5 protein-coding genes are annotated in these 7393 nt (G+C 71.1%); all 5 read left to right on the top strand.

Features of this window, described 5'->3' with window-relative positions:
• Window positions 1-402 precede the first annotated feature (402 nt).
• Entirely contained in the window at window positions 403-2076 is a 1674-nt protein-coding gene (locus tag AC2W7A_RS07305; protein WP_485990769.1) for an HNH endonuclease signature motif containing protein, read from the top strand.
• Between the two features lie 215 nt (window positions 2077-2291).
• On the top strand, window positions 2292-4310 hold the full coding sequence (thrS, locus tag AC2W7A_RS07300) for a threonine--tRNA ligase (protein ID WP_485990768.1): 2019 nt from the start codon (window positions 2292-2294) through the stop codon (window positions 4308-4310).
• Window positions 4311-4510: 200 nt separating this feature from the next.
• On the top strand, window positions 4511-5149 hold the full coding sequence (locus AC2W7A_RS07295; RefSeq protein ID WP_485990770.1) for an HIT family protein: 639 nt from the start codon (window positions 4511-4513) through the stop codon (window positions 5147-5149).
• Window positions 5149-5775, top strand: coding sequence for a phosphatidylinositol phosphate synthase (gene pgsA, locus AC2W7A_RS07290; protein WP_485990767.1), 627 nt, complete (start codon window positions 5149-5151; stop codon window positions 5773-5775). Before AC2W7A_RS07295 ends, pgsA begins: the two co-directional genes overlap by 1 nt.
• 312 nt (window positions 5776-6087) lie before the next feature.
• On the top strand, window positions 6088-7393 hold a 1306-nt coding region (locus AC2W7A_RS07285), incomplete at its 3' end, for an acyltransferase family protein (RefSeq protein WP_485990766.1).

The raw sequence follows: 7393 nt of genomic DNA, 5'->3' as shown, positions 1-7393 counted from the left end.
GGTGCCGTCCGGGACATCCCCCACCACGCGACGGGCGCCTGGCCCGTCAAGGTCGACGCCGTCAGGGCCGGCCAAGGGGCTGGGGCCGGGGACAGGGGGCAGAGGAGACGACTGGGGGTCGGGGCGGCATCGGGCCCGGCGGCGAGCCGGGGGAGTGTGAACCCGACACGCGTGGACAGCGGCGCCAGGCCCATCCCGGTGCCGCATCCGGACACCTGGGAGCTGATGCCGGTCCCCGGCGAATGAGATGCCGATCCCCGGTGGACGAGGAGACGCCCACGACGGGGCGCGGGCGGGGCACAGGCCGGGGTGCAGGCGAGGGTGCAGGCCGGGGCCCAGCGCAGGACGCTTATCGTGTCCGGGCCGCATGTTCGAATATATGTACGAAAGGAGGTGGGGTGCATGGCACTCATGGAGGAGACCGCACAGGCGCCGGAGACGGCACACGAGCCGGAGACGGCACCGCGGGCACGGTCGAACCGGTACGTGCGCGAGGGGAGCCTCCGCGACCGTCAGGACGGGCGCGCACGCAGCTTCCCGAACATGGAGATGGCCCATGAGGTCGCCACCGCCCAGCACCTGGCCTCCCACGTCGTCCGCCGGCTTCAGGGGCCGGACTGGTGGGCCACCGGCGAGCAGGAGGACCTGCCCGAGCTCCTCGTCGCCGTGGAGAGGCTGGCCCGGACCGTCGTGGCGGCCCAGAGTGCGCTCGCCGGGCACGTCGCCCAGGCCTATGACAGCGAGACGGACCGCGACGAGCTGCTCGGCGTGCCCAGAGGGAAGAGCCCCCACAGGGACGCCGCCGACTATCTGCGCAGTCACCTGCGGGTGGACCGTCGGGAGGCACGGCGGCGCATCGCCCGCGCCGAGGCCACACGGCAGCAGCAGGCCTTCGTCACCGCACCCGTCACCCCGCCGGCGCTGCCCGAGGTCTCTCGAGCGTTCGCCGGGGGAGCAGTGGACCCGGCTGCGGCCGACGTGGTCGTCCAGACCCTCACTTCGGCGCGGACGGACACGCGCCTGGCAGGGGTGCCGGACGAGGAGGTCGAGGCCGTCGTCTCCAGCGCGGACCGGCTGCTCTCGAACCAGCTGACGCGCCTGGACACCGACTCGATCCGCAGGCTCTGCCAGCGGTGGCGGCAGAATCTGGACGTAGTCCTCATGCCGGACCATGCCGCCCCCACCGAGGCCGAGCTCAACGCGGCCCAGGGCATGTTCTACCGCGGTCGCCGCCGTAAACTGCATCGGTGGGACCTGCTCGTCACCGACGCCCAGGACGAGGTCCTCCAGACTCTGGCCTCCGCCGCCACGAACCCGCGGGCCGCGAACCCGCTGGCCACGGACTTGCTGGCCAGGGGCCAGGGTGCCACGGACCTGCCGCCCACGGGCCAGGAGGACGTGGACCTGCCGGCCGGCGCCGAGCCGGACCCACGCACTCGCGGACAGCAGCAGGCCGATACGCTCATCAGCGCCCTCGGACACGCGCTCGCTCACGCCGGTCCAGACGTCTTCCCAGCCAGCGGCGGTCACCGTCCGCAGGTGCTCGTGACCATCGACCATCAGACGCTGCTGCGCCAGGTCCGTGAGGCAGCGACGTCGCCCGGTGCCGAGACTCACTCGACCATGGACTTCACCGGACCCGTCGACCCGCGTGAGATCCGCCGGATCGCCTGCGACGCCGAGCTCATCCCGGCAGTGCTGGGAGGCGACGGCGAGATCCTCGACCTCGGTCGTGCCCGCCGGCTCTTCACCCGGGCTCAACGCAAGGCCATCACCGCGAGGGACGGCGGATGCGCTGCACCCGGATGCACCATCCCGGCCGGCTGGTGCGAGGTCCATCACATCGACCACTGGGAACACGGCGGACCCACGGATGTGGACAACGGCGTCCTGCTCTGCAGTCACCACCACCACGCCGTGCACGCCGGGTGGTGGAGCATCGACGTGGATGACGGGGCCCCTGGTTCACACCGGCCCGCCACCTGGACCCGGACCGCACGCCGAGAAGGAACCAGTTCCACCGGACCCGGGGACACCCGCGTCGTGAATAGCATCGGCCGTGACGAGCGCCGGTAGTGAACGGCGACGGCCGTGGAGACGTCGCCTGCCGGGGTGTGCCGTCGGCGAGGTGTGCCGTCGGTCGGCGGGGCGTGCCCTCGGCCTGTGCCCTCGGCCCGTGAGGTGTGCCGTCGGCCTGCCTACCTGTCTCTGCGGGTCTAGACTTGTCTGCGGCTGGCGGTGGCCCCCGTATGCCACCAGCCATGAAGCCTGACGCGAACTAGGAGCACCCATTGTCCGATCCGAAGCAGATCCTCATCACCCTCGACGGAGAGATGCGGGAGGTGACCGAGGGCACCACCGGCCTGGAGCTCTACAAGGACCAGAAGACCACCGTCGTCATGCGCGTGGACGGCCACCTGTGGGACCTGTCGCGTGAGATCCCCGTGGGCGCCTCCGTGGAGGCCGTGGACGTCTCGGAGCCGGACGGTCTCAACGTGCTCCGCCACTCGACCGCCCACGTCATGGCCCAGGCGGTCCAGCAGCTGCGCCCGGACGCCAAGCTCGGCATCGGCCCCTACATCACGGACGGCTTCTACTTCGACTTCGACGTCGCTGAGCCCTTCACCCCGGAGGACCTCAAGGCGATCGAGAAGCTCATGCTCAAGATCGTCAACCAGAACCAGACGTTCGTGCGCCGCGTCGTCACCGAGGACGAGGCCCGCGAGGCCATGGCGGACGAGCCGTACAAGCTCGAGCTGCTCGGCAAGAAGAACGACGCCGAGAACGCCGGGGAGGGCGCCTCCGTGGAGGTCGGAGCCGGCGAGATCACCATCTACGACAACGTGGACCGCAAGTCCGGCGACGCCGTCTGGTGCGACCTCTGCCGCGGCCCCCACCTGCCGAACACCAAGCTGATCTCGAACGCCTTCGCGCTCACCCGTTCGGCCGCCGCCTACTGGCTCGGCAACGAGAGCAACAAGCAGCTGCAGCGCATCTACGGCACCGCCTGGCCCACCAAGGCGGACCTCACGGCCTACCAGGAGCGCCTGGCCGAGGCCGAGCGCCGCGACCACCGCAAGCTCGGCGCCGAGATGGACCTCTTCTCCTTCCCGGACGAGCTCGGCTCGGGCCTGCCGGTCTTCCACCCCCGCGGCGGCATCGTCCGCAAGGAGATGGAGGACTATTCCCGCACGCGCCACGAGCAGGCCGGCTACGAGTTCGTCTACACCCCGCACATCACCAAGCAGCACCTCTACGAGGTCTCCGGGCACCTCGACTGGTACGCCGACGGCATGTTCCCGCCCATGCAGATCGACGAGCAGCGCGATCCGGAGACCGGGCAGATCACCAAGCAGGGCCAGAACTACTACCTGAAGCCCATGAACTGCCCGATGCACAACCTGGTGTTCCGGTCCCGCGGCCGCTCCTACCGCGAGCTCCCGCTGCGCCTCTTCGAGTTCGGCCAGGTGTACCGCTACGAGAAGTCCGGCGTGGTCCACGGCCTCACCCGCGTGCGCGGCATGACCCAGGACGACGCCCACATCTACTGCACCCGTGAGCAGATGAAGGACGAGCTCACCACCACCCTGAACTTTGTCCTCGACCTGCTCAAGGACTACGGCCTGGACGACTTCTACCTGGAGCTGTCCACCAAGGACCCGGAGAAGTCCGTCGGCTCGGACGAGATCTGGGAGGAGGCCACCCGCACCCTCGCGGAGGTCGCAGAGGAGTCCGGCCTGCAGCTGGTCCCGGATCCGGGCGGAGCCGCCTTCTACGGCCCGAAGATCTCCGTGCAGGCCCGCGACGCGATCGGCCGCACCTGGCAGATGTCCACCATCCAGCTGGACTTCAACCTGCCGGAGCGCTTCGACCTCGAGTACCAGGCCGCCGACGGATCCCGCCAGCGTCCGGTGATGATCCACCGCGCCCTGTTCGGCTCCATCGAGCGCTTCCTGGGCGTGCTGACGGAGCACTATGCCGGCGCCTTCCCGGCGTGGCTCGCCCCGGAACAGGTCGTCGCCATCCCCGTCGCCGAGGCGTTCAACGACTACCTGGCCGACGTCGTCGCGAAGCTGAGGGCCGAGGGCATCCGGGTGCGCCTGGACGACTCCTCGGACCGTTTCCCGAAGAAGATCCGCACGGCCTCGAAGGAGAAGGTGCCGTTCGTGCTCATCGCCGGCGGCGAGGACGCCGAGGCCGGCGCCGTCTCCTTCCGCTTCCGTGACGGCTCGCAGGACAACGGGGTGCCCGTGGACGAGGCGGTCGCGCGCATCGTGAGGACGGTGCGTGACCGCGAGGTGACCCCGTGACCGAGTCCAGGCAGCACGCCCACGGCATCGGGGAGGGGCGCCTCTCCGATGCCGAGGGCGCGCCTGGACGCGTCCCGGACGCCTCGGCCGCGGACGGCACCTCCGGGTCTGACGGTTCCGTCGGCACGGGCGGCACCTCTGCCTCGGACCACTCCCTTCCCGACGACGGCCGGGTCACCGACCGGCATACCCTCGCCGGGGTGCCCGACGCCTTCTCCCGCCTCTGGAACGCCCACCGGATGGCCTACGTCTCCAAGGGGCAGGAGCAGGTCAAGGACGAGCACACCTGCCCGTTCTGCGCGGCACCGTCACGGTCGGACGAGGACAGCCTGATCCTGCACCGCGGAGAGACCTGCTTCGTGCTGCTCAACCTGTACCCGTACAACCCGGGTCACCTGCTTGTCTGTCCCTACCGCCACGTCCCCATGTACACGGACATCTCGGCGGCGGAGACCGCCGAGATGGCGCGGCTGACCCAGACGGCCATGGCGGCCCTGGAGAAGGTCGCGGGTCCGGCCGGCTACAACCTCGGCATGAACCAGGGCATGGTCGGCGGCGCCGGGATCGCGGCGCACCTGCACCAGCACGTGGTGCCGCGGTGGTCCGGCGACGGCAACTTCCTGCCGATCATCGCGCAGACCAAGAACATGGCGCAGACCCTCGGCCAGACCTGGGAGCTGCTCCACTCCGCCTGGGATGAGGCCGCCGCGGACTTCGCCGCACGCCAGGCGGGGTCGGCCCCGACGGCGACCTCCGTTCCGACCACGGACGCGGGTGCCGCATCGAGCCCGGCCGGTGGGGGACAGGACGGGCCCACGGCCACGGAGGGCGAGGCCTGATGCTGGACCGCCACGCCCGTGGGACCACCAACCGCATCTTCACTCCGCCGGCGCGACTGCTGCTGCGCTGGGGCGTGAGCCCGGATGCCGTCACGGTCGTCGGCACGGTGGGCGTGGCGGTCGGTGCGCTGGCCTTCTTCCCGGCCGGTCACCTCTTCTGGGGCGTCATGGTCATCACCCTGTTCGTGTTCTCCGATGTCCTCGACGGCGTCATGGCCCGCCTGGCCGGCACGACGGGCCGCTGGGGCGCCTTCCTTGACTCCACGCTGGACCGGGTCCAGGACGCCGCCGTCTTCCTGGGGCTGATGTGGTGGGCCTTCGGCGTGGGGGAGCAGCACGTCCTCGGCATCGGGGCCTCCCTCTGCCTCGCCCTGGGGATGCTGGTGTCCTACGTGCGCAGCAAGGCCGAGGCGCTCGGGTTCTCCGCGGACACGGGCATCGCCGAGCGTGCCGAGCGCCTGATCCTCACCCTGGTGGCGGCCGGCTTCGTGGGCATCGGTGTGCCTGCGGCGCTGCTGACCGTGGTCCTGTTCGTGCTGGCCGCGGCGTCGCTGGTCACGGTGGTGCAGCGTATGACCACCGTGCGTCGCCAGGCCGCAGCGGCCTCCGCCCCGGACCCGCGCTGACGGAGGCCGGGACCGGCTGAGGTCCTCCGTTCCTGCGCGCTGTCGCAGCGGCTCGGGGCAGAGGGGGCTTGACAGCCGGCGTACAGCGACGCACAGGTGACACCTTCCACGGGCCAGTAGGATCACCGGTTCGTCGACGGGTCCGTTGCGGGAGCCTGGCGGGGCGCATGCGCCTCGCCGCCGCACTCGTGACGGAGCAGCGGTCCCATGAGCGGTCGATGCCACCGATCGACGCGCCGCCGTCTCGCGCCCCATCCCCCCGTGCGCCGTGACGGCCGACCTCCCATCCCCGTCGTCCTCACCTCACTCCACATGCCCCCTTCCTCCTCCTCGGCGGCGTCGACCGCTCAGGCACGGCCACGCCGTGCCCTGCCTCCGTCCGGCCTCGGCGTCCACCGCTTCCGTGCGGACATCCAGGGCGTGCGCGCCGTCGCCGTCCTGTCCGTCCTGCTGTTCCATGCCGGCCTGCCCTGGCTTCCGGGCGGCTACGTCGGCGTCGACGTCTTCTTCGTCATCTCCGGTTTCCTCATCACAGGCCTGCTGATCAAGGAGATCAGCCGCACCGGCCGGATCTCACTGGTGGACTTCTACGTCCGCCGTGTCCGGCGCATCCTCCCGGCCGCGCTCGTGGTGATCGCCCTGACCCTGGCCGCCGGGTGGCTCTTCTTCCCGCTGTCCCGGTGGGAGTCCCTCGGCTGGACCGGCCTGTGGGCGGCACTGAGTGTGGCGAACTGGTCCCTCGCGGCCGACAGCACGGACTACTTCAACGCCGAGGCCGCCCCCAGCCCGCTCCAGCACTACTGGTCGCTGGGCGTCGAGGAGCAGTACTACCTCGTCTGGCCCCTGCTGCTGACCCTGCTCGTGGCCGTCGCCCTGCGTCGTCGTGCCGCCGGCGGCCGCCCGACCTCGGACACCTCCGCCCCGTCGCCAGCAGCCGCGTCCGCGACCACCGCCCTGGACCCCAGCGCCGTCGCCTCCCGCGTCCTCGTCCTCGCGCTCGTGGTGGGCCTCGTCTCCTTCGTCCACTCGGTCCTGTTCACTCCGGGCAACCTGGGCGCCGCCTACTTCATCACCACCACACGTGCCTGGGAGCTGGCCGTCGGCGCGGCCCTGGCCGCGGCCGTCGTCCTCATGCCCGCCCTCCCCGCGGCCGTGCGCGTCCTCTGCGGCTGGGTCGGCCTCGCCATGGTGTTCGTCGCCGTGGTCGTCTTCACCGAGCAGACCGTCTTCCCCGGTTACGCCGCCGCGCTGCCGGTCTTCGGCTCCGCGCTGATGATCCTGGCGGGCACCCATGCCGTGGGCGACCGTCACGGCGTCGGCGTCGGGACCCTGCTCTCCAGCGGTCCGGCCCGCTGGATCGGAGACCTGTCCTACTCCCTGTACCTCGTGCACTGGCCGCTCATCGCGATCGTGTCCTGGCGGTACGCCGAGGACCTGCCCCTGTGGCTGGGGCTGGTGCTGGCCGCCGTGTCCATCCCGCTGGCATGGCTGCTCCGGGTCGCCGTCGAGAAGCCGCTGATGGGGCGCCCCACTCCGTGGCCGCCGCGCCCACGGCCGCACAGACCCGCGCCCGAGGAGCGCCGTCGGCGTCGCCACCGCACCGCGGTTCCGCTGCTCG

Source organism: Micrococcus sp. LASM2_SD2 (genome assembly GCF_057364565.1).
The sequence above is the reverse complement of the archived record's forward strand: the minus strand, read 5'-3'. Positions and strand labels throughout refer to the sequence as shown.

Coding starts and splice junctions, on each gene's coding strand:
- AC2W7A_RS07305 (WP_485990769.1), top strand. CDS start 403: ATGGCACTCATGGAGGAGACCGCACAGGCGCCGGAGACGGCACACGAG.
- pgsA (WP_485990767.1), top strand. CDS start 5,149: ATGCTGGACCGCCACGCCCGTGGGACCACCAACCGCATCTTCACTCCG.